This window comes from Leptospira barantonii, from assembly GCF_002811925.1.
Taxonomy (GTDB): Bacteria; Spirochaetota; Leptospiria; order Leptospirales; family Leptospiraceae; genus Leptospira; species Leptospira barantonii.
This window is the reverse complement of record NZ_NPDS01000005.1, coordinates 164,593-187,670: the sequence shown is the minus strand read 5'-3', so window position 1 is coordinate 187,670 and position 23,078 is coordinate 164,593. Positions and strand designations below refer to the sequence as shown.

At 44.0% G+C, this 23,078-nt stretch carries 19 protein-coding genes; 15 read left to right on the top strand and 4 right to left on the bottom strand.

The genetic code is table 11. The features are described from left to right. The first annotated feature begins 229 nt into the window (after positions 1 to 229). From CH367_RS12685 to CH367_RS12640, 10 genes are read left to right on the top strand one after another with little or no spacing between them, the layout of a single operon-like run. Positions 230 to 1,441 carry a nitrate/nitrite transporter gene (locus tag CH367_RS12685; RefSeq protein WP_100763019.1) on the top strand — a complete coding sequence of 404 codons (1,212 nt, stop codon included), beginning with the start codon at positions 230 to 232 and terminating at the stop codon, positions 1,439 to 1,441. A 35-nt stretch (positions 1,442 to 1,476) separates the two neighbouring features. Then, positions 1,477 to 4,002, top strand: a complete 2,526-nt coding sequence (nirB, locus tag CH367_RS12680) for a nitrite reductase large subunit NirB (protein ID WP_100762879.1) — start codon at positions 1,477 to 1,479, stop codon at positions 4,000 to 4,002. A gap of 21 nt (positions 4,003 to 4,023) precedes the next feature. After that, a complete protein-coding gene (nirD, locus tag CH367_RS12675) occupies positions 4,024 to 4,389 on the top strand; it encodes a nitrite reductase small subunit NirD (RefSeq protein ID WP_100762878.1) in 366 nt (121 codons plus the stop codon). Positions 4,390 to 4,407: 18 nt separating this feature from the next. Next, entirely contained in the window at positions 4,408 to 5,361 is a 954-nt protein-coding gene (locus tag CH367_RS12670) for a GTP 3',8-cyclase MoaA (RefSeq protein ID WP_100762877.1), read from the top strand. A gap of 1 nt (position 5,362) precedes the next feature. Continuing rightward, positions 5,363 to 5,605 carry a MoaD/ThiS family protein gene (locus CH367_RS12665; protein WP_100762876.1) on the top strand — a complete coding sequence of 81 codons (243 nt, stop codon included), beginning with the start codon at positions 5,363 to 5,365 and terminating at the stop codon, positions 5,603 to 5,605. Between the two features lies 1 nt (position 5,606). Continuing rightward, positions 5,607 to 6,080, top strand: coding sequence for a molybdenum cofactor biosynthesis protein MoaE (locus CH367_RS12660; protein WP_100762875.1), 474 nt, complete (start codon positions 5,607 to 5,609; stop codon positions 6,078 to 6,080). Continuing rightward, positions 6,077 to 6,676, top strand: a complete 600-nt coding sequence (mobA, locus tag CH367_RS12655) for a molybdenum cofactor guanylyltransferase (RefSeq protein ID WP_100762874.1) — start codon at positions 6,077 to 6,079, stop codon at positions 6,674 to 6,676. Before CH367_RS12660 ends, mobA begins: the two co-directional genes overlap by 4 nt. Then, positions 6,673 to 7,455: a uroporphyrinogen-III C-methyltransferase gene (gene cobA, locus CH367_RS12650; protein ID WP_100762873.1), complete on the top strand. Its 783-nt coding sequence runs from the start codon at positions 6,673 to 6,675 to the stop codon at positions 7,453 to 7,455. The genes mobA and cobA overlap by 4 nt, the downstream gene beginning before the upstream one ends. 9 nt (positions 7,456 to 7,464) lie before the next feature. Next, positions 7,465 to 8,373 carry a bifunctional molybdenum cofactor biosynthesis protein MoaC/MoaB gene (gene moaCB, locus CH367_RS12645; RefSeq protein WP_100762872.1) on the top strand — a complete coding sequence of 303 codons (909 nt, stop codon included), beginning with the start codon at positions 7,465 to 7,467 and terminating at the stop codon, positions 8,371 to 8,373. Continuing rightward, complete coding sequence (locus tag CH367_RS12640; protein ID WP_100762871.1) at positions 8,370 to 9,563, top strand: molybdopterin molybdotransferase MoeA; 1,194 nt, start codon at positions 8,370 to 8,372, stop codon at positions 9,561 to 9,563. The genes moaCB and CH367_RS12640 overlap by 4 nt, the downstream gene beginning before the upstream one ends. Positions 9,564 to 9,584: 21 nt before the next feature. Here the strand turns inward: CH367_RS12640 and CH367_RS12635 are convergent, their stop codons facing one another. Both CH367_RS12635 and CH367_RS12630 read right to left on the bottom strand, forming a co-directional pair. Further along, positions 9,585 to 10,253 carry a YdeI/OmpD-associated family protein gene (locus CH367_RS12635; protein WP_100762870.1) on the bottom strand — a complete coding sequence of 223 codons (669 nt, stop codon included), beginning with the start codon at positions 10,251 to 10,253 and terminating at the stop codon, positions 9,585 to 9,587. A gap of 9 nt (positions 10,254 to 10,262) precedes the next feature. After that, a complete protein-coding gene (locus CH367_RS12630) occupies positions 10,263 to 12,062 on the bottom strand; it encodes a hybrid sensor histidine kinase/response regulator (RefSeq protein WP_100762869.1) in 1,800 nt (599 codons plus the stop codon). A 328-nt stretch (positions 12,063 to 12,390) separates the two neighbouring features. On the opposite strand from CH367_RS12630, the gene CH367_RS12625 reads away from it, so the two are divergent. Then, positions 12,391 to 13,722: an MFS transporter gene (locus CH367_RS12625; RefSeq protein ID WP_100762868.1), complete on the top strand. Its 1,332-nt coding sequence runs from the start codon at positions 12,391 to 12,393 to the stop codon at positions 13,720 to 13,722. Between the two features lie 94 nt (positions 13,723 to 13,816). Here the strand turns inward: CH367_RS12625 and CH367_RS12620 are convergent, their stop codons facing one another. After that, complete coding sequence (locus CH367_RS12620) at positions 13,817 to 15,118, bottom strand: DUF1554 domain-containing protein (RefSeq protein ID WP_100762867.1); 1,302 nt, start codon at positions 15,116 to 15,118, stop codon at positions 13,817 to 13,819. 252 nt (positions 15,119 to 15,370) lie between these two features. Between CH367_RS12620 and CH367_RS12615 the strand changes: the two genes are divergently transcribed. After that, positions 15,371 to 15,907, top strand: coding sequence for an inorganic diphosphatase (locus CH367_RS12615; protein WP_100762866.1), 537 nt, complete (start codon positions 15,371 to 15,373; stop codon positions 15,905 to 15,907). 26 nt (positions 15,908 to 15,933) lie between these two features. Here CH367_RS12615 and CH367_RS12610 read toward each other — a convergent pair whose 3' ends face one another. Next, positions 15,934 to 16,836 carry a lysophospholipid acyltransferase family protein gene (locus CH367_RS12610; protein WP_100763018.1) on the bottom strand — a complete coding sequence of 301 codons (903 nt, stop codon included), beginning with the start codon at positions 16,834 to 16,836 and terminating at the stop codon, positions 15,934 to 15,936. Positions 16,837 to 17,025: 189 nt separating this feature from the next. Between CH367_RS12610 and CH367_RS12605 the strand changes: the two genes are divergently transcribed. The 3 genes from CH367_RS12605 to pheT all read left to right on the top strand — a co-directional run bounded on the left by CH367_RS12605 (position 17,026) and on the right by pheT (position 23,077). Beyond that, on the top strand, positions 17,026 to 17,739 hold the full coding sequence (locus CH367_RS12605; protein WP_100763017.1) for a 7-carboxy-7-deazaguanine synthase QueE: 714 nt from the start codon (positions 17,026 to 17,028) through the stop codon (positions 17,737 to 17,739). After that, a complete protein-coding gene (locus tag CH367_RS12600) occupies positions 17,740 to 20,589 on the top strand; it encodes a DEAD/DEAH box helicase (protein ID WP_100762865.1) in 2,850 nt (949 codons plus the stop codon). It abuts the gene before it with no gap. A 79-nt stretch (positions 20,590 to 20,668) separates the two neighbouring features. Beyond that, a complete protein-coding gene (gene pheT / locus CH367_RS12595; RefSeq protein WP_100762864.1) occupies positions 20,669 to 23,077 on the top strand; it encodes a phenylalanine--tRNA ligase subunit beta in 2,409 nt (802 codons plus the stop codon). Position 23,078: the final 1 nt, after the last annotated feature.

The following is a 23,078-nucleotide window of genomic DNA, read 5'->3' as shown; positions in this document are numbered from 1 at the left end:
CAAATGCTGAATATATCAGCAGAAAATTCTCACTCCGGCGTTTCGGAAGAGAATTTTTGCCCTTTCGGATCCTTATGGAATGCGGCACTTCAAGTTATAAGTTGCAAATACGCATAGAAAGGAGGCCGATCCGTCACTTTGCCTAAAAATTAATCCGAAACTGGTACGGTTTTTGCTGAATAGAGACAGGAATCTAAAAAGGAAACTTCCACTTAAGGAAAATATTAAAATGAAAAAGATCAAAGAATTCTTATCTGCCGGTCACTTTCCGACGCTTATGAGCGCTTTTCTATACTTCGATTTTAGTTTTATGGTATGGATGCTTTTAGCGGCTCTCGGAGTTTTTCTTTCCGAAGAATTCGGCTTAAATCCCGCACAAAAGGGATTGATGGTTTCCGTTCCGCTTCTCGGAGGAACGTTACTTCGAATTCCGATGGGATTGTTATCCGATCGTTTCGGTTCGAGAAGAGTCGCTCTTACGGGAATGATTCTTACCATGCTTCCTTTGTTTTTAGGATGGCAGTTCGGAAACTCCATGACCGAAATTTTTGCGATCGGTCTTCTTCTCGGAATCGCGGGTTCCAGTTTCGCGGTTGCGCTTCCTCTTGCGAGTAGAAGTTATTCGGCAAAATATCAAGGTTTAGTAATGGGAATTGCCGGAGCCGGAAACAGCGGTTCGGTGATCGCTACATTGTTCGCTCCGGATTTGGCTCGTAGTTTCGGTTGGCACGCGGTTTTCGGATTTGCGTTGATTCCGATGGTTCTCGTTTTTATCTTCTTCTACTTTTTCGCAAAAGAAGAAAAGGTTCAACCTTCCGGTAAAACGATTCTCGAGTATTTGGCGCCTGTCAAGTCTAGAGACGCGATGATTTTCAGTTTCTTATACAGCATCACATTCGGCGGGTTTGTCGGTTTAGCAAGTTTCCTTCCGATCTTTTTCTACGATCAGTACGGAGCGGATAAAGTCACCACAGGTTTATACACGACGTATTGTATCATCGGTGCGAGTATGATTCGTCCTTTCGGAGGTTATCTTTCCGATAAATTCGGAGGAGCCACCGTTCTTTGTTTCGTACTTCTTCTCGTATCCATGATCTTTTTCGGAATTTCAACTCTGCCGAGTTTGGGTCTGGTTCTTCCACTTTTCATTTTGTTAATGTTATGTTTGGGACTCGGAAACGGTTCCGTTTTTCAACTCGTTCCGTCCCGTTTTAAAAAAGACATCGGAATCGTAACCGGTTTCGTCGGGGCGTTCGGAGGTTTCGGCGGATTTTTGGTTCCGAATCTTCTCGGGTCTTTGAAGTCGGCTTGGGGAACTTATTCCGCGGGGTTTACGATCCTCGGAATCATCGTCTTGATCGGTGCGGCGGTATTATACGGAACGAACTTTTACGTTTGGAGTAAAATCGAGGACACTCAACTCGAAATCGAAACCGCTTAACTTGCACGTATAGAGAGATCGGGAGAAAAATAAAAATGTCAAAACAACAGTTGATCATAGTAGGTAATGGGATGGTCGGTCATAGGCTGGCCGAAAAATTGGTCGAGTTCGGTGGAATCGAAAAGTTTAATATTCTAATATTCGGAGAGGAGCCTAGACGGGCGTACGATCGCGTTCATCTCTCCGAATATTTTACGAATCGTTCCGTCGATCCGTTGTATCTTTCCAAAGAGGATTGGTATTCTGAAAACGGAATCGAACTTCGCCTAAAGGAAAAAGTGACTTCCGTGGATGTAACTTCCAAAAAAGTGGAAACGTCCTCGGGAGCGGCTTATTCGTTCGATAAACTCGTATTCGCAACCGGCTCCGCTCCTTTCGTTCCGACCTTCGAAGGAATCGACAAGAAGGGAGTTTTCGTTTACAGAACCATCGAAGACTTGGAAGAAATTTTAGAATACGGCAAGTCCGTAAAAAAAGCGACTGTGTTAGGCGGAGGACTTTTGGGTCTCGAAGCCGCAAAAGCTCTCGTCGATATGAATCTAAAAACGGATGTAGTCGAGTTCGCGACTCGTTTGATGCCTCGTCAGTTGGACGACGCGGGTTCTTCGATTTTAAAATCCAAAATCGAAACGTTGGGTGTTTCCATTCATCTGGAAAAAAATACGAAAAGAGCGATCGGGGAAGAATCTTTTGCCGGTCTTGAATTTCAAGACGGTTCGGTTTTAGAAACCGAGATGCTCGTTGTTTCCGCGGGGATTAGACCCAGAGACGAACTTGCAAAGAATGCGGGAATCGCCGTGGGTGAAAGAGGCGGAATTCAAGTGAACGATCATTTGGAAACCAGCGCTTCCGGAATTTATTCCATCGGAGAATGCGCTCTTCACAAAGGAATGATCTACGGTCTTGTCGCGCCCGGTTACGAAATGGCCGAAATCGTAGCGCATAATCTTTGTTATGTGGAAAAAGAATCGAAAACGTATCTCGGTTCGGACTTATCCACAAAACTCAAATTGATCGGTGTGGACGTCGCTTCTTTCGGAGACGCGCTCGGACAATCCAATCACATTCCGATCGCGTTTAAAAATCCGCTCACCGGAATCTATAAGAAATTAGTAATATCCGAAGACGGTAAAACTCTTTTGGGAGGAATTCTCGTCGGAGACGCAAGCGCATACGGAAATCTTCTCGCGTTGTATTTGAACAAGATCGAACTTCCCGCCGAGCCGGAAAGTCTGATCGTAGGTTCTGTATCCGCCGAATCGTCGTTTGGTGCGGGTTCTCTTCCGGACGAAGCGAAAATCTGTTCCTGTAACAACGTGTCGAAAGGGGACATTCTCAATGCGATCCGCGAAAAAGAATGTTTCGAAATGGGAACGTTGAAGGCGTGCACCAAAGCGGGAACGGGTTGTGGAGGATGTATTCCTCAGGTAAATTCGCTTCTTAAGGGAGAATTAAAATCCCTCGGTAAAGTAGTAACGGAACATATCTGCGAACACTTTCCGTTCTCAAGACAGGAATTGTTTCAAGTCATTAAAGTTAAGAAACTGAAAAGTTTCGAAGACGTGATCTCTGAAAGCGGTAAGGGAAAAGGTTGCGAGGTTTGTAAACCTGCGGTCGCTTCCATTCTCGCGAGTTTGTGGAACGAAACCATCGTCCATAAAAAACACAGAGAGATCCAAGACACGAACGACAAGTATCTCGCGAACATTCAAAGAGGCGGAACTTATTCCGTGGTTCCGAGAATTCCGGGCGGAGAAATCACACCCGAAAGACTCATCGTTATCGGAGCGGTCGCTAAGAAATACAATCTATATTGTAAGATCACCGGCGGACAAAGAATCGATCTTCTCGGTGCGAAGATGGACGATCTTCCGGATATTTGGAAAGATCTTGTGGACGCCGGTTTTGAAAGCGGACACGCGTATGGTAAAGCGATGAGAACCGTAAAAAGTTGTGTCGGTTCGACTTGGTGTCGTTACGGTGTTCAAGACAGTACGTCGCTTGCGATTCGTATCGAAGAACGTTATCGCGGAATCCGTTCTCCGCATAAATTAAAAGGGGCCGTGTCCGGTTGTATTCGTGAATGTGCGGAAGCGCAGAGCAAGGACTTCGGATTGATCGCGACTGAAAAAGGATGGAATCTTTACGTCGGCGGTAACGGAGGAGTTACTCCACAACACGCGATGTTACTCGCGGCGGACATAGACGAAGACACTTGTATCCGTTACATCGATCGATTCTTGATGTTCTACATTCGAACTGCGGATAAACTCACAAGAACCGCGGCTTGGCTCAATCAACTCGAGGGTGGAATCGATTATCTCAAAGACGTAATCATCAACGATCGTCTCGGAATCAACGAACAACTCGAAATGGAAATGCAAGGTCTCGTCGATAGTTATCACTGCGAATGGAAAGCCGTGGTGGACGATCCCGAAAAACAAAAAAAGTTCAAACACTTCGTCAACAGCGATCAATCGGACGAGAACGTGAAGTTCATCCAGGAAAGGGGTCAGATTCGTCCCGTGGATTGGCAGAACAAAGAACTTTCGGTAACCTAAGAACTAAGGAAGGAATTCATCATGCAAACAACGATTGAAGAAAAAATCTGGATCGAAATCGCCCACGTATCGGAATTCTCTCCGAACGGGGGAACCTGCGCTAAGATTGGAGACGAACAAATCGCAATTTTTCATTTCCAACAAGAAGATGAGTGGTATGCTTGTGAGAATCGCTGTCCTCATACGGGAGATATGGTTTTATCGAGAGGATTGACCGGCGACGCCCAAGGGGAACCGAAGGTCGCTTGTCCTCTTCATAAAAAATCATTCTCTCTTAAATCGGGAGAATGTATTTCGGGAGAATCATACTCAGTCCGCACCTTCCCGGTGATGGTCGAAGACGGAATGGTCTATGTTGCCGTTGAATCTTCCATGGTGGCGAAATGAAAAACGCGAGGTAAGGTTATGATACGCGACGGTTTCGGCAGGAGTTTTAAAACTCTTAGGATCAGCCTCCTGGATCGTTGCAACTTCGCCTGCACTTATTGCGTGGATCGGGAATCGTCCGAGTTCGGTTTAAAAAAGATGGATCTTTTAAAAACGGAAGAATGGGTTCGATTGGTGGAAGGTCTTCATTCCGTTCTGGATCTTAAAAAGGTTCGTCTTACAGGAGGCGAACCGACCCTCTATCCGGGTTTAAAAATTCTCGTTAAAGAACTTAAGAATTTAAACATCCCGGAAATATCGATCACAACGAACGGTTCCGTTTTATCGAAACAGGTTTTCGAACTTAAAGAGGCCGGACTCGATTCGATCAATGTTTCCTTGGACGCGGTGACCCAGGAATCCTTTAAAACGATGAGCAGACGTTCCGCGTTGAAACAAACGTTAAGCGGAATTGAAGCCGCGGTTTCCTCCGGTTTGAAAGTAAGAATCAATTGTACTCTTGTTCGCGGAAAAAACGAGGATCAGATCATTCCAATTCTTGAATATTCTTGGGAAAAAGGAATCGTTCCCAGGTTCTTGGAATTGATGAGAATGGGTTATCTTCAAAATTCGGATACGGTTCCGATCTTCACTCAGGAAGAAATTCTCGATCGTGTGGAAAACGAATACGGAAGTTTGACTCCTCAGACTCGCAAGGAATCTTCGACCGCAAATTATTGGAACACGCAGAACGGAAATTCTTTCGGAATCATCGCCAACGAATCGGCTCCGTTTTGCAGGGATTGCGACAGACTTCGTTTGGATAGTAAGGGAAGTCTCTACGGATGTCTGAGTTCTTCCACCGGATTTCCGCTTCCTAAGTTGATGGAACAAGGAATCGATATGGAACAAATTCTTACTTTGGTCTTGCGTCAAAAACAGGATCTCCGTTTTAAAGGAAGCGATTTAACGATGATGGCGATCGGAGGTTGAGATGAACGTAGCGGTAAAAACATTCGGAATCTTAAAAGATCATTTTCAATCCGACTTCATTCTCAACTTGGAAACACCGGTACGTGTACTCGACGTAGTCGAAGAAATGCGCAAATCAAAACCTGCAACGAGCGGAATCTTGGACGTATCGCTTTGGGCGGTTCAAGACAAAATGGTCGGCGCGGATCGAATCGTGGAAGAAGGGGAAATCGTTTTGATCCTTCCTCCTTTGAGCGGAGGTTGAAATGTATCTTCAAGAAGAAGTCATAGATCTTTCCTATCTGATCGCACAAGCTCACGATCCTTCCAGCGGTGCGGTTGTTCTTTTTAGCGGAGAACCGAGAGATAGCGGAGGAACGGAAAAAAAGAAAGTCGTTCATCTTTTTTACGAAGCGTATGCTCCGATGGCCGAACCGATGATCGCACAAATATTAAACGAAGCGACCGAAATCTTTCATCTAAAAAAAGCGATCTGTGTTCATAGAACCGGAATCGTTTATCCGGAAGAATCTTCCGTTTGTGTCATCACAACTTCCTCTCACAGAAAAGAAGCATACGAATCAAATCGATATATCATAGATCGTGTGAAACACGAGGTTCCGATTTGGAAAAAAGAATTTTTCAGCGACGGAACTTCGGAGTGGACCTTAAACTGCGCAGGTTGTGCCGCGGGTGCGACCGGACATGAACGTTATACGCCATTGAAGGCCCACCGATGAATACCAAGAAGCCCATAGGATTGATACTTTGCGGAGGAAATTCTTCGCGTATGGGTACCGACAAGGGGCTTCTGGTAACCGACGGCAAAACTTGGGTTCAACGGAGAATGGAAACTCTGAGTCCTTTTGTGGAACGTTCGTTGATCTCCGTTCGAAAGGAACAAAAATCTTCGTATCTGGAAGTCGATTCTTCCCTTGAGTTCGTCGAGGATTTGTATCAGAATCAGGGACCGATTTCCGGAATTCTTTCCGCGCATCTTTTGGATACGACCGCGGATTATTTGGTTTTGGCCTGCGATATGCCGGTTTTGGAAAGTTCGATTCTAAGTCGACTAATCGACGTTTATCGACAATCTCCCGGAACGCAGGCCTATGCTTGGAAGGTGAACGGAAAAACCGAACCCTTTCCCGCGATTTACAAGGCCGAACTTTTAAAAAAGACATTCAGAGAATGGAATATTCAAGAATCCGTTCATTCTCCCTCGCGGATCTTGGAAAACGCACAAACTCATTGGATCGTCGATGAGGATTTTACGAATTCGTTTATCAATTTCAATACTCCGAAAGAAATCGGAATTTCGGAGGTGATCGTATGAATCCAAACAGGGAATATGGAAAGGTTTATTTGGTCGGAGCGGGTCCGGGCGATCCGGAACTTCTGACTCGAAAGGCCGTAAAGGTTTTGCGAAAAGCGGAAGCGGTTCTTTACGACGACTTAGTGTCCTCTAAAATTCTCAGGATGTGCCGTAAAAAAGCGGAGCTGATTTACGTTGGCAAACGATTGGGACAACACAGTTGCCAGCAAATCGATCTCAATCAAAAAATTGCCGATGCCGCGCTTCAATACGGGAACGTGGTTCGACTCAAGGGAGGAGATCCTTCCGTCTTCGGTCGAGTAGGCGAAGAATACGAATTTCTTTTAAACCTCGGAATCGAATGCGAGATCGTGGCCGGAATTACGACCGCGTCCGGAGCCGCGGCGAGCCTCGGTTTCCCGCTCACACATCGGGAATATTCGAAAGAGATTCTTTATATTTCGGGTCATGGAAAGAATGGAAAAAATTCCCATAGTTTTAAAAATCTTTCCTGTGAAGGAAAAACTCTAGTAGTATATATGGGTTTGAATTCACTGAAAGAGATTGTGGACGATCTGATAGAGAGTGGAAATCCGGAAAGTCTTCCCGTGGGAATCGTAGAGAACGCGACTCTCGCGCATCAAAGAATGGTCACCGGAAATTTGGAAAACATAGTTCAAGTCGCCGAAGTCAACGAGGTTCGTTCCCCAGCGCTTCTGATTATCGGAGATATAGTCGACTACTATCATAAAATGGATTCTTTAAAAACTCTCATCAATCGTCCTTATACGTTCAGTTAGGACAAGAGAATGATCGACATCACAGAAAAAAGAATCAGCCTTCGTTCCGCGGCGGCTGAGGGGTTCGTATATTGTACTCCCGAAACCGTAAAAAGAATCCGCGAAAACACTTTGCCGAAAGGCGATCTTTTCGGTATAGCAAAGGCGAGCGGCTTACTCGCGTCCAAAAAAACTTCGGATCTGATTCCTCATTGTCATCCGGTGAACATCGATTCTTTCGATCTTACTTTCGAAGTTATAGAACGCGGAGTTAAGATCAACGCAGTGGCGAAGTCCATCGGTAAAACCGGAATCGAAATGGAAGTTCTCACGGGCTTGAGCGTAGCCGCGTTGACCATCTACGATCTTCTAAAACCAATCGACAAACAACTTGAAATTTCGGACATACGGCTTCTTGAAAAAAAAGGAGGAAAGAGCGATACTCAATTCTCCAAGTTCGCGGAAGGTTCCAAGGCCGCGATCCTCGTTTGTTCCGATTCCACGTTTGCCGGAAAAAGAGAGGACGGTTCCGGTAAAACGATAGAATCTATATTAAAAGAATCGAATGTAGAAATTTCCGATTATTCGATCGTGCCAGACGAACCCGAAGAGATTCGAAGGAAAATTCTTTCCTGGGTCGAATCCGGAATCGATTTGATCGTTACAACCGGAGGAACCGGGCTCGGGCCGCGAGACAATACGACCGATACGGTAAAGGAACTTTTGGATCAGGAAATTCCCGGAGTTGCGGAAGCGATGCGTTCTTTCGGTCAGGATCGAACTCCTTATGCGATGTTGTCCCGCTCCTTGGCGGGAAGAATTAAAAAAACCTTAATCGTTTGTGTTCCCGGAAGTTCCAACGGAGCGAGAGAAAGTTTAAAGGCGATCTTTCCCGCGATCTTTCATGCAAAAAAAATGATGCGTGGAGAAGGTCATTGATTTCCGTCGAAGAAGCTATTTCGAAAATTCTTTCCGACGTTTTGAAAGCGAAAACGGAAATTCTTCCGTTGAAGGAAAGTTTGGGAAGAATTTTAGCCAGAGACATTTCCGCGGATCGCGATTATCCTCCGTTCAACAGATCGACTATGGATGGTTATGCGATCCGCAGTCAAGACTACGATTCGTCCAAGATTTACACCTGCAAAAAAGAAATTTTTGCCGGAATGGAATCCGAACTCGATCCGGAAGAGGAAATCGTAAAGATCATGACGGGAGCCGTCGTACCGGAAGATCTGGACGCGGTGATTAAGATCGAAGAAAGCGAAGAAGTTTCCAAAGAAGGCAATGGAGTTCGGGTTCGATTCAGCTCGAATAAAGTATTCCATTTTTTGAATATAGCGGTTCGAGGCGAGGATTTGAAAAAGGGAGATTCCGTTATAAAAGCGGGAACAAAAATCGGAATGTCCGAACTTTCCCTTTTGGCTTCTCTCGGAATGAATCGTGTTTCCGTAAGTTCTTTGCCGAAGGTTACGATCATATCGACCGGAAACGAAGTCGTTCCAGTGGACGCGAGACCACATCCGTATCAAATTCGGGATTCCAATTCTTATTCTCTGATCGCTTTATTAAGAAAATATGAAATTCAACCGGATGCAGTCCTGTTGGTTCCCGACGACGAATCGAAAATTTCGGAAGCCCTACAACAAGGTTTGCAATCGGATATTCTGCTTTTGTCCGGCGGAGTTTCCATGGGAAGTATGGATTTGGTTCCACCTTTGTTAAAGCGACTTGGAGTGGAGGAAGTATTTCACAAGGTTCATTTGAAACCCGGTAAACCGATTTGGTTCGGTAAAAAAGGACAGACCGCGGTTTTCGGACTTCCCGGAAATCCGTTCAGCGTTCAAGTTTGCGCGAGAATTTTTTTGGATCCGTATATCCGTTCTTTTCTCGGAATGGAAACTTCAAAACCGCAAAGATATACATTTTTCGGAACCCGCAAAAAGAAAAATTCTTTGCCGGAATATTTTCCTGTCTTTCTTGAAACAAAGGACCAAACGGGAATTGCGGCCAAGTCGTTTAACGGAAGCGGGGACGTTCGAGCCGGGCTTCTTTCCGACGGAATCGCCTTACATCCGGCGGATCAAAATGAAATTCCGGAAGGACAGGTTCTGGATTTTTTCCCGTGGTAAAGTTTTATATTTTTAGAATATTCAACTTTTAGATTTCTTTTTAATCGTGGATTTTTGGCCGCTTAAGGCTTCGATCATTTTGTCGATTCGTTTGGATCTTGTTTCTGGAGATTTCGCCTCCAAGATCGATTCGATATATTCTCTCTTGTGCGACCAAGCTAAAACTTCAAAGGATTCTTTTGCGTTTTTATTTTTGGATAAGGATTTGTTTACGTCTTCCGGAAGTTTGACCGTTTTCTTTTCATAGTTTATATATTTGGAAAGCTCCGGTCGTTTTTGTTTTTCGGCTTTTGATCCGCCTTTTTTTACCGTGTCCGCTTTTTTAAAACGCGCCGCCGACCAAGTATCGTTTAAAGAAATCAAAGAAACCCCGTCGTATCCGTTCTCGGAAAGAACATCCCAACCGTGATCCCGATCCAAATCCGTTTTAATACCCGAAGATTTTTTCGGATAAGCGATCCAAAGCAATGTTTCGGTTCCGATCGATTTGAGGATTTTTAAGAACGCGGATTTTAAAGAAGAAGACGAATTTGCGAAAAGAAGAATTCCGTCGGCTTCCGAACTTTGATTCGTAAACCGAACGCCGTTGATGGAAGAGAATTTATATTCTTTCTCGTTGTCGAGGACGAGCAATCGGTTTCCTTCTTTGAGTCGCATCTTCTGAATGAGTTCGGAATTCAATTCGATCATAACTCATATTTAACGTTTCAGAGTTCTTGTTCCGTCGATTACTTTTTCTAAAAGTTCGGAGAGATCGCTTTTGCGAAACGGTTTTCTTAAACTTGCATGAAACCCGTATTCTTTCGGAGAAGAAATGATCGGATCTTCCGAGTAACCGCTCGATGCGATCGCGATCACTTCCGAATCGATCTTTCTGATTTCGGAAATCGTTTTTTCGCCGCCCATTCCGCCGGGAATCGTAAGATCGAAAATCAAAACGTCGAAAGGTTGGCCGGAATCTTTGGCCCGGTTGAAAAGTTGAATCGCTTCGGAACCGTTCTTTGCGTGAGCCGTGGTATAACCCATTCTTTCCAACATATCCGAAAAGATCTCGAGTATAAATTCTTCATCGTCCATAATCAAAATTTTTCCGCGTCCGTGATGATACATCGGATTTTTCGACTGAGAATGATCTACCTTGTTCTTGGACATCGGAAGATAGATGTTGAATGTACTTCCCGTTCCCGGCTCGGAGAACACTTCGATTCCGCCGTCGTGTTTTTGAATGATGGAATAGGAGGTGGCGAGCCCGAGCCCCGTACCTTTTTGTTTTGTGGTAAAGAAAGGTTCGAAGATACGTGAAATTAAATCCTTCGGAATTCCGATCCCGCTGTCCTTAACGGAGATCAAAGCATATTCGCCTTCTTTTAAGTGTTTTGAATTGTCCTTACTTAAGTAAGTGTTCCTGGCGGTGACTTGAATCGTTCCGCCTAAGGGCATGGATTGAATCGAATTGATGATGATGTTTTCTATCACTTGATGGATTTGATTTTCGTCGAAATCACAAAGGCAAAGAGTCGGATCGATATCGAAATGACAGGAAACGTTGGAACCGCTCAAAGCAAAAAGAACACAATCGTTCAAAAGAGGAGCTAAGGAACCGGTTTTACGAATCGGTTTTCCACCTTTTGCAAAGGTAAGAAGTTGTTGAGTCAGATCCTTTGCACGATTGAAAACCTGAATCGCTTTGTCGAGATAACGCGCGATCGGATCTTCTTCGTCCAACTTTTCTCGAGCAAGATCGATGTAGCCGAAAATTCCTCCGAGCAAGTTATTGAAGTCGTGCGCGATTCCTCCCGCTAAAACTCCGAGACTTTCGAGCTTCTGCGCATGTAAAAGTCTTCTTTCCAATTCAAGACGATCCGACTCTGCGCGTTTTCGATCCGTGATATCGGTTCCGATGCTGATGGTTCCGATCACGTTGCCGTCCGGATCTTGAAGAAGAGTGTTGTCCCATTGGACTAGTCTTTTTTCTCCGCTCTTTGTTTTTAGATAATTTTCATAGTGAAGAGGAAGTGTTTTGGAGATCACGGCTTCTCTAAAGATGGATTTAACCTGATCTCTTTCCTGTTCGAGTAAAAAGTAATCGAACCAATTTTTGCCGATGATCTCTTCTCTTTTCCATCCGCTTAAGTTGAGAAGATAATCGTTGCAGAATGTGATGTTCGCGTCCGCATCCAAACCCAAGCCGATGAGATTTATATTTTCGAGAGTGGCCCTGAATCTTCTTTCGGATTCGATCAGCGCGGTTTCGGCCACTTTTTGCTCTTCGGTTTCTTGTTTTAAAAGTAAAAAGTATCGATTGAGAATGAAGAATAACAAAACCGTCGTAGTGATTACGAAGGCCCAACCCTTATATGTTTGTAAGGTAGTTAAGATAATAGGATCAAAAGATAATAAGCTAATGAACTGATCGGAAAAAAAAATCCAAGCCGAGGCAAGCAACAGGTATAAGAAAGAAATCCGGGCCGGGGCTGAGATAGGCAGGTTCTTAATCATATATCGTAAGTTATAAAATGATACTTTCCTGTTTCAGAGAGAAAGAGTATTTAATTTTCGACGATTTAATCTTTTCAATTTCGGGAAAGTATTTTATCCTTCAAGGGGCACTCGGAGCGCATTTTATTTTATAGCCCTTTGTACTTAGTTGTCGATTGTAAATTTTTTAAAAAGAATGGAAGTTCAGAATTTTATTTTATGAATCGATCTCGAAAAAACTTTTGATTTTTTTAATCCGACATTCAATGAAAAATTTAACACGAATCGAATCGGAATTCCGATCAAAATGATCTTGTAAGCGGCCCGGGATCCTTAAGATTGTGGCCTAATGATTTCAATTTTGAGTCGTTTTCTTCCAGCAAAACCCAAACCTTTACTTCCGAAAGATACCATCGATCGTCTTTATCCCCGTTTTAGATGGAGAATTTTAGAAGCGACCTTTGTCGGCTACGCGGTGTTTTATCTTGTGCGGAATAATTTTCCCGTAGTCTCGAAAGAAATGGGAGAGGCTCTTCATTATAGTCAGGAACAGATTACGAATATTCTCGCGGTGACTGCGATCACATACGGAATCGGAAAGTTTTTGATGGGCGCTTTATCGGATCGAAGCAATCCGAAATACTTTATGCCCCTAGGTTTGATTTTAACGGCGATCTGCAATCTTTGTTTCGGCGCATCCAGTCAATACGACGTTCACTTTTATCTTTGGGCTTTGAACGGACTTGTCCAAGGAATGGGTTGGCCTCCTTGCGGACGTTCACTTGGACATTGGTTCGGCGTTGCGGAACGCGGATCTAAATTCGCAATTTGGAATATAGCTCACAATGTCGGAGGGGGATTGGTCGGAGTTGTCGCGGCTTACAGCGCGGCGTGGTGGGGTTGGAGAAACGCTTTTTATATTCCCGCGTCCATCGCGATCCTTACCGCGATATATCTAGTTTTTCGATTGGTGGATACTCCTCAATCGGTCGGACTTCCGCCTATCGAAGAATATCAGGAAGATCCGGACAAAGAACTTAGAATTTCCTCTCAGGAACAAGAAAGGGAACTTTCCTTTAAGGAAATCATTCTCGGTTCCGTATTAAAAAATTATTATATATGGACTTTTGCATTCGCCAACTTTTTCGTTTACGTGGTTCGCTACAGTTTGACGGATATAGGACCGACCTATCTGAAACTCGCCAAAGGTGCAACCTTGGAAAAGGGCGGGGTCAGTACTCTTATCTATGAATTCGCCGGAATCGGTTCGACTCTGCTCGTCGGTTGGGGATCGGATAAACTCGGTGGAAAACGTGGAATGGTCAGCTTTTTATGTATGCTTCCCATTCTTTCCGCGCTGATCGCGCTTCTATTCACGCCGCCCGGTCATCTTTGGTTGGATTTGACTTTGTTCGGAGTGATCGGATTTTTTATTTATCCGCCTGTGATGTTGTTAGGCGTTGCAGGCTTGGATTTCACTTCTAAGAAGGCGGTCGGAACTGCGGCGGGTTTTATCGGATTGTTCGGTTATTTAGGAAGAACCGCGCTTTCCAAATCGGTAGGCTGGCTCAGTAAACAACCGGGATTTCATTGGGAACAATCTTTGTATCTGATCATCGGCTCCACGCTGATTGCGCTCGCTTTGTTGGCCGTGACTTGGAGTTGGAAACCGAAAGCGTAAGGGAGAATTTTTCGAACTCGACGTTCTTTTCGAAAAAGGTCGGAACTACGTCCGATCTTTTATGAATTTTAAACTCCTTACGATTGACGATCGATCAAAGTTCCACACAAATGATGTTGGCAGAAGAACCTAACGCGTCGCAGGTGGAAGCAAAGTAAGAAAGCGCGTTCGAGTCAACGCTTCCCGCCCAACCGGTCATTCCGTCTACGGAAGAAAGTCCGCTCGTCCAGTTGCTACAATTTTGACCCGACAGAACGGTCCAAGTATTATCCATTCCGGTAACGTATCCGCATGCGGTACTGCTGATCGGACAAGCAAATGCCGCCGTCACTCCTGCCGCAGAACTTACCTTATTACTCCAAGAAAAAGGAAGAATCGCACCGCTGTTCGAATTCGCAATGATCGTAGTCGTGTTGTCTCTATAATAAGTGTAAAGCGGTTTCAGTGGCCAATCGCTACTCGGAGTCGGTAACGGTTTTCTGGTCGAGGTTCCGACCATCGCTCCCACGGAACCCGTAATGTAAGCCGGCTTATTGGAAGTGCAGGTGGTATCCGCACCCGCCTTTCCGCCGAGACTTCCGGTGCCGCTTGCGATATGAGCAAGATACATTCTTTTGTCGTTGTCCGTGATCGTGATATCGGATGTCACAGATACGTTAGTCGCGCTTCCGGCCGACTGCGCAACTTTTGCAGTGATCACTTCGCTTTCATTGGCGAAATCGGGAGTTCCCGTTTCGTTTGTCGCGCTTAAAATACGATTGGTCGCCGTGGTAGTGATCGTAGAAGGCAACGCAGAATTCACACTTAAATTCGTTGGAAAACTCGGATAGGTGACTGCAACTCCCGCGGCTGGATTCGGTCCCGGTGGATGCGAAAGCGAAATCGAAATATTATTAGAAGAGTTCGTGGTTCCTTCGACAACGGTTAAACTGGAAGTAAGAACGACCGAATAACAATAGACGTCTATGTCGGTCACCGCCGCCGAAATCGATCCGGAAGAATTATAGATATTACAGGATAAACCGCTCGGGAAAGAAGTGATCGAAGTGCTGTAAGCCGAACCACCGGTCAAGGAAGCGGAGAATTGATAGGTTCCCGCGCCGCCCGAAATTCCGGGTGAGGTAGGAGTCAAAGTAACCGTGGAAGATCCGTTTGTAAGAGTGAGGCTCCCGCTTACAAGTCCAGAAATATTCCCACCGTAATTGAAAGAGGAAGTTCCGCTTCCTCCGCCGGAACCCCCGGTTTGCTGATTGTTGTTTACCGGAGCATTGACTGTTTCCGTTGCTACAATCTGAATCACACTTCCTAAACCCTTGGAAGCGTCGAATTGAACCTTATCGGCTTGAGAGCATTGATAGAATAAAATGAATGAAGTCAAAATGATAATTTTACGCATAGGGTTTGCCTCTTTTAAGATAACCCCTTGTATAAAATTTATTGATAAGTTTTTCCTGATTTATAAATAAAATCGTTAAAAATTTTTAATTCATAAATGGAGAATTGTTTTTTTAAAATCAGGCACCAACGCTACAACCCGAGGAATTTGCTAAAGCGACAGAAATCCAGCGCGAAACCACTGCCAAATTGGCCTTAGAACCGATCGTATTTTAAACTTGCCTTCCTTTTGCTCGTTAAATAGGTTTCAGTTATGGTACACCCTTGGCATGATATTTCTCCGGGCGAACAATGCCCTGAATTCGTAAACGGCGTAATCGAAATCAAACGCGGAAGCCGTGCGAAATACGAAGTCGATAAAGAATACGGAATTTTGAAACTGGATCGAGTTTTATATTCTTCCTTTTATTATCCCGCAAACTACGGATTTATTCCGCAATCGTATTGCGGCGATCACGATCCGCTCGATATTTTAGTTCTTTCTCAGGTTGAGTTGGAGCCTCTTTGTTTGGTAAAAGCAAAGGTAATCGGTGTGATGAGAATGTTGGATTCTGGCGAAGAAGACGATAAGATCATCGCGGTAGCGGCGAACGACATGTCGGTCAATCATATCAACGATATTTCCGAACTTCCTCCGCACTTCACGTTGGAACTCAAACACTTCTTTGAAGATTATAAAAAACTGGAAAACAAAACCGTAGTCATTGAAGAATTCCAAAACGCAAAGCTGGCGCGTCAGATCGTTTTAGATTCTTTAGAACTGTATAAGAAAACCTTTCCAAAGAAATAATTGAAATCGAAGACAAATCGATTGTTTTAAACCTGACCCGGAAAATCTCCGGGTTTGGTTCTCCATCTTCTGTGAACCCAAAAGTATTGTTCCGGATACAACTTCACTTCTTCTTCTAAGGCTTTTGTCCAAACCTCGGTATAATGACGGATTGCCGCTTCTCGATCTTCAAAAGCTTTTTTATCTACAAAGCCCAAATCTTTTACGCGAACGATTACTTTTCCATTCTCCCCACAGAGAACCGAATACAAAAGCATCTTCGCTCCGGTGAGATACGCCATCAAAGCCGGGCCTTGGTAAGTCGATGCGGGACGATTGAAAAAGTTTACGAAGATTCCCACCTTACCCGCGTTTTGATCGGAACCGAAACCTACCCAATAACCTTGTTTTAACATCTTGGTTACTTGGGTGGATTCTTCCGTAGAAACGAGTTTGATTCCGTTTTTAGTTCTGAGTTTATAAATCAGCTTATCAACGAACGGATTTCTTACTTTTTTATAAATCCCGCCGCCCTTCATGCGGATTCCCATAAACTGAACGAGAATTTCCCAGGTGCCGAAGTGACCGGAAATCAAAACTACGCCAACGCCTTCTTCGTTTGTTTTCTTTTCGATAGCTAAGGATTCCGGATCATAAACAAGATAACGATCCATCCACTTTTGATTCAAACGGGGAGCGTATAAAGTGCCTGCGACAAGATTCCCGATATGAAGAATGCTCTTCCAAACGAGTTCTTTTTTCTGCGCTTCCGTATATTCCGGAAAAGCGTAAGAAATATTTTCATACGCAATTCTTCTGTGTCTTCTTGCTAAAGGATAAAGAAGAATTACGAGAAATCTTCCGTATAAAAGACAAAAACGATACGGCAAAATTCGAAACGGAAGATAAAATAAATAAACAAAAATAAAAGACGGTATATAACGAATCAAGGGAACCCCAAATTGTTTTATATTACAAAGGGAACGTTTTCCATCCGGATTGACAAGCAAAAGAACTAGTAGTTCGGAACTCCGAGAGTTGACCGCAAAGGGTAGGTAGGAAATTCTGGAATTTACCTTTTTATTTTTTTTACGATCTCCTTGCTTGTTGAAAGAAAAATCTTGTACTCGAAAGAACCCATGGACAATCTGAAAACCTCCGTACATGAAATTTATCTTTCTCTTTCGGGAGAAGGAATTTCAACGGGCATCCCGACCGTGTTTGTTCGTATGGCCGGATGTTCTCTTCGATGCGGAATGGCTGTCGGAAGAAAGTTATGGTGTGATACTCCGTATGCTTTGTCTCCGAACGCAGGGGAAGAATCGAACTTGAATCAAGTCTTGGATAAAATTCAAGAACTGAGTCCGGTGAATACGCAGATTCTTCTTACGGGTGGAGAACCTCTCGAAGGAAAAAATCGAGACTTTAGTATCGCCTTAGGAAACGAAATTTTCAGAACTAGAAATTCTTCCGGATTATATCCGAGACCGAGAGTGGAAACGAACGGAGCGGAATCGATCGAAGGTTTGGATCGATTCGTGTTTACGTTGGATTATAAACTTCCGGGTTCGGGTATGGAAGATAGAATGGATCTTAAGAATCTGGAAATCTATAAACAAAGAAACGATGTGTTGGATGAGATTAAGTTTGTGATTCGTGATAGAAACGATTTTGAAAGATGTATTGAAGTAATCGAAAATCATAAACTTTCGGGAAATCTTTTGGCTTCTCCAGTTCAAGGAGAATTGTCCCCGGAAGTTCTCGCGGAATGGATGAAGTCATTTTTAGGAAGCGGTCTTCGTCTTTCCCTTCAAACTCATAAATACATTTGGGGCGATCAGAGAGGCGTTTAGTTGGAAGATACTATACAACTCAGTCTAGACTTCGAATCCAAATCCCGTTCCGGATATCGGGGAGATTTTTGTTATCTGACGAATTCTCCCGAATCCGGAATCGGAAAGATCGTAACCTCCGCAGAAGGTAAGTTCACGATCGAATTTGCGTCCACATCGTCGAAGAAGACGGTTTCCGAAAATTCTCCCCATTTAAAAATTCTTCCGGGTTATCCTTCTCCGTTGCGAAACGTGGGAGAACAAGCGGGTTTGATGGATCTTTCCCTCACCGCTTACGAGTTGAAACTCACGCACGCTTTCGATAAACTTTCCGCGCTTTCCAACTCGAGAACGAGACTTCTTCCGCATCAGATCGAATCGACTTACATCGTGGTCAACAGTTTACGTCCTCGTTTTATTTTGGCGGACGAGGTCGGTTTGGGAAAAACCATCGAAGCCGCGCTCGTGATGAAGGAATTGATTTTCCGCCGAGGTTACAAAAAGGTTTTGATCGTCGCGCCTTCTCCCTTGCTCGTTCAGTGGCAACAAGAGTTGAAGAATAAGTTCAACGAAGATTTTGAAATCGTAAAACGAAAGAATTTTCACACCGAAGGCGATAAGAATTGGAGAAACTTTCAACACGTCATCACATCCGTTGACTTTATTAAAAATCCGAAATACGCGGAAGAAATTCTCAAAACAAAATGGGACATCGTCATCTTCGACGAAGCGCATCGACTCAGAAGGGATTATCATAAGATCACGCGTGCGTATTTGTTCGCTGAAAAAATTTCCAAAAAATGCGAATGTCTTCTTCTCTTAACCGCGACTCCGTTCCGAGGAAAACTCGAAGAACTTTACTATCTCATGCACTTGATCGATCCGAATATTTTGGGTCCGTATCATACATTCGTAAACGATTATATTCTCGGAAACAAAACGGATCTTAAGGATAAGATTTCGAAGGTTCTTTTAAGAAGGAGAAAAGTCGAAGTCGGCGGATTTACGAAACGATTCGCAAAAACCGTTCGAATCGAACTTTCTCCGGTCGAAAGAGAATTTTACGAAGAAACCACGAACTACGTCCGCAGAGAATACAATCTCGCGATGAGAACTCAAAACCGCGCGATCGGATTTGTGATGATCGTGTTTCAGAAACTTTTGGATTCTTCCGTGTTTGCGCTTTTGTCCGCTCTTACAAAACGAAAATTCCTTTTGGAGAATCGTTTTCATCATATTAAACAAATGGAATCTAGTTTGGATGAATGGGATCTGGACGAAACAGAGGACGTCGAGGAGTTCGTTTCCGGTTTGGACGAATCGGTTCAACTGGATCTTCAGAGTTTAAAAAGGGAACTTTTGTCGCTCAATCGATTGATTCTTCTCGGAAAAAAAATCAAAGAAGACAAAAAGTCCATCAAGTTAAAGGAAACGATCCTTAAACTTCAAAAAGAAGGACATTTAAAATTCATCATATTCACTCAGTTCAGAACAACTCAGGATTTTTTGGCCTCCGTTCTTTCCGATTTTCAGGTAACTTTGTTTCACGGTTCCTTGAGCGCGGACGCCAAAGAAAGAGCGATCGTAGAATTTAAAACGAAAACGGAAATTCTGATTTGTACCGAAGCAGGCGGCGAAGGAAGAAACCTTCAGTTTGCGAACGTTCTTTTTAACTACGATCTTCCTTGGAGCCCGCTTAAGATCGAACAAAGAATCGGAAGGATTCATAGGTTCGGTCAAAAGGATAACGTTTTTATCTTCAACTTTGCGAGTAAGGATACGGTTGCGGAAAGAATTTTGGAAGTTCTTACCAACAAGATCCGTTTGTTCGAAGAATCCATCGGATCCTCGGATGATCTGCTCGGCGCGATCGAAGACGAATTGGATTTTAATTCTTCCTTTATGAAGTTCGTTACGGGCAATAAGTCCAAAATCGAAATGGAAGAGGAGATGGATAACCGGATCAAAATCGCGCAGAAAGGTTTTGAAAAACTCGGCGCACTTGTAACTCCGAAATTGATCGATTTCAATCTTCAGGATTATTACAGTCATACGCTCGAAGAGCGTTCGTTTAACAATACGCACTTGGAAGAATTCGTTTCTCGTTTCACTCGACTTTTTCCGGACGAAGCGGGTTTTAAACTGATTCGTACGAAACCCCAGATTTACGAAATCGATTCTTCCCAATACAAGGGTAAGTATGGAACTTTCGATTCCGAGCTTGCGCTTCAAAACGACAGTTTGGAATTTTTGGCGTTCGGTCATCCTCTCATCGATAAAACGGTTTCGTATCTGATTCAGAATCAAAAGGGTTGGAGCACTTCCTTTCATTCCGTTTCCAATAAAGAATATTATGTTTTTCTGGTAGAGTTTCAGTTTACTCTCAATCGCGCGGAGTTGTTCTATTTCGAGACGAACCCGCGCACCGGAACCGTAAAACAAATCGAAGAACTTCCGGAAGAACTCAGAGAATCCCATTCCGTTTCAAAATCCTCCGCGTCGACTTCCTCCCAAGTCGAACTTCCTTCCCGGTTGGAGGAGAATTTAATCCGAACGTTTCTCGCGCTCGATGAAATCGTGGAATCCAGAAAAAAAGAACTCGGGGATCAAACGCTCGATCTTTTTCAAAAGGAAGAATTTAAAATCAGAACGAGCAATCAGAACACTCTGAGACAACTCGAGGAAAAACTGATGCGTCAGGAAGCCGCTTTTAAATGGGAAGGCAAACCCGAAAAGAAATCGGCGATGAACCGAACTCGCAACGAAATTCAAAAGGTGAAGGAAGACTTCGATCGTGAACTTCGTAAGGTGAGAAACGGCAAAACGATCCAACACCGTTTTCAACTCTTTCAAGTATATCTTCCGGATTGACCCGAGAAGAGTTTTCCTGCTCGACATCCGATTTTGATCGAGGTTTCTGGACCTTAGTAATTGGACCGGAGTTCTCGACGTGAAACTTTCCTTAGATTGGATGAACGATTTTACACCTTTGAAGGAGGTGGGACTCGACGCGATTTTAAAGAAGATCGCAATCTCGGTTTGTGAGATCGATGGCGCCGATCCGTTTCGTCCCGAATTGGATTTCGTAAAGATCGTTAAGATCGAATCTCTTGAAAAACATCCTTCCGCTGATAAACTTCAAATCGCTCAGGTTTCAAACGGCGCGGGTAAGTCCCAAATCGTAACGGGAGCGACCAACGTAAAAGTGGGCGATTTGGTTCCTCTCGCGATTCCGGGCGCGAAACTCGGCGATAAGGAAATTTTAGAATCCGAACTGCGAGGCGTTAGAAGTTCGGGAATGCTCTGCTCCGAAAAAGAACTTTCCTTGTCGGAAGAAAGCAACGGGGTCTGGATTTTAAACGGACTCGAGGGCGCCGAAATCGGAAAAACGATCCGCGCTTTCTTACATTACGATGATATTATATTCGATGTTGATAATAAATCCATCACACACAGACCCGATCTTTGGAATCATTTCGGTTTTGCAAGGGAACTCGCTTCTCAGTTAAAACTTCCGATACGGTTTAATCCGTTCGAATCACTTTGGAATTTCGATCTTTCCGTGGATCTTCCGAAAGTATTAGAAAATCAGAATGCACATTCTTACTATGCTTCTTCGATCCGAGAAGTTTCGATTCTTCCTTCGAACAGAAAATTTCAATCCCGTTTGCAGAAATGCGGAATTCGAGTCATCAATAACGTCGTGGACGTTTCCAATTACGTGATGCTCGAGATGGGACAACCGACTCACTTCTTTGATAAGAAGTTTCTGGAAGGTCAGGGCGGTGTTTCTCTCGAAGTTTCTTTTGCAAAGAAGGGAGAAAGTTTCGGTCTTTTGGATGATACTTCTCCCGCGCTGGAGGAAGAAATTCTTTTGATCCGCAATCAGGGAAAACCGGTTGCGATCGCCGGTGTGATGGGTGGAAAAGAATCCGCGGTTCAGAATACGACCACTGAACTCGTAATGGAATCCGCCGTGTTTGCAAGAGAAAGAGTTCGTAAGTCCATCCGTTCCACGGGAATCCGTTCCGATTCTTCCGTTCGTTACGAAAAGGGACTCGAAGCGACCACAACTCTTCCGGTCATTCGTCGTGCTTTGAATCTTTTAAAGGAGAACGGTTGTCCTTCTTTGAAAGCGGGCGAGCCCGTTGGATTTTTGCACACACCTCACAAAGAAGTTCATATTCATACGGACATTCATTTTATCAATGCGAAGTTGGGTGTCGAGTTGTCTCAGGGAGATATCACCGATATTCTTCAAAGACTTCACTTCACCGTTTCTTGGAATGGCGATCATCTGGAAGTATTGGTTCCTAAGTTTCGTCACAACTACGACGTAACGATTCCGGAGGATCTCGTTGAAGAAATCGGAAGAACCAGAGGTTACGATACGATTCAAGTAACTCCTTTGCTCGCGGAAGTCAAAACTCCGATCCGAAATCTAAGCAGAGAATTGGAAAGAAAGTGTAAGACTTTTTTTGCGGGTAGTCTCGGTTATCACGAAGTTTTCAATTATTCGTTTCAATCTTTAAAGGAGAATGAACTCGACGGAGATCCTAAACTTTCCGTAAAGATCAAAAACGAAATGCCCGAGGAACAATCGGTTCTTCGGAATTCCCTTCTGCCTTCTTTGCTCAAAAACATACGCACCAATCAGGATCGTTTTTCCGAGATCAAAATTTTCGAATTCGGTCGCGCGTATTTCAATCTACCCGAGCCCGATAACGAAAAGAAATATCTTTCTTTCGCAGTTTCCTTTGATCGGAAGAATTCGGAATCCGATCCTAAGGTATTGGAAGAGGATTTTCTGAAAGTCAGAAAGGAAATCGAATCGCTTTTAAACTCCATTAAGATTTTTGATTATACTTGGGAAACCAAACCCGAAGCGATCTTTCATCCGGGCGCGAGTTTATCTTTGATCGTGAACTCTAAGAAGATCGGAAACATAGGTTATGTTCATCCGGCGGTTTTGGATTTGTTCGAACTTAAAAAAAGAACCGTATACGGTTCTTTTGAATTCGAATCCCTTGTTGAACTCTGGAACGCGAACCGCAAGGTTTCCCGTTTTGTGGCGCCTTCTCAATTCCCCGAGGCGGAAATCGATCTTTCGATTTTGATCGGAGAAAAGGAGAATACGAACGTGTTTACAGATCTCGTGAAAAAGGAAAGTATCCCGGAACTACAAGAAGGTTGGGTGTATTCTCAGTTTGCGGGCGGAAACGTTCCGGAGGGAAAAAGATCCGTGAGTTATCGTTTCCGATTGGTGAACTACGAAAAAACGTTCACGCAGGAAAGAATCAAAGAAATCTCCGATCAACTCGTTTCTCTGGCGGGAAAAAACGGATTCGTTCTTAGATAAT